This is a genomic window from Dellaglioa sp. CoH-55-MRSF-9 (assembly GCF_056782155.1).
In genome coordinates, this window is record NZ_JBXAYG010000095.1 from 1 (window position 1) to 266 (window position 266).

1 protein-coding gene is annotated in these 266 nt (G+C 61.3%); it reads left to right on the plus strand.

Annotated elements, in window-relative coordinates; all coding sequences use genetic code 11:
• Positions 1-51: 51 nt before the first annotated feature.
• The coding region (locus AC1RPV_RS07935) for a hypothetical protein (protein ID WP_481764225.1) at positions 52-266 on the plus strand (215 nt) is incomplete at its 3' end.

Here is a 266-nt window from a genome sequence, read left to right on the forward strand (position 1 = left end):
GGCTGGGAACTCGACGACCCGCCGTACCTGAAGCCCTTGGGTTTCACGAGCTTGACTGCTCAAGAGCTGATTGCAAGCGGCCGGGCCCCGATGCTGCGCGTGACTGCCGAACACAACATGGTGAACAACCACCCCGTGTACAGCGCGACCGAAGTCAACCGTCTCTTGCAGTACGCGCAACGCATGCGTGATTTGGCGGATCGTCTTCAGGCCCGCACGCGTCACATCGTACAGCGGGAGTCGATCCGATGCGGCCCATGTTTGCT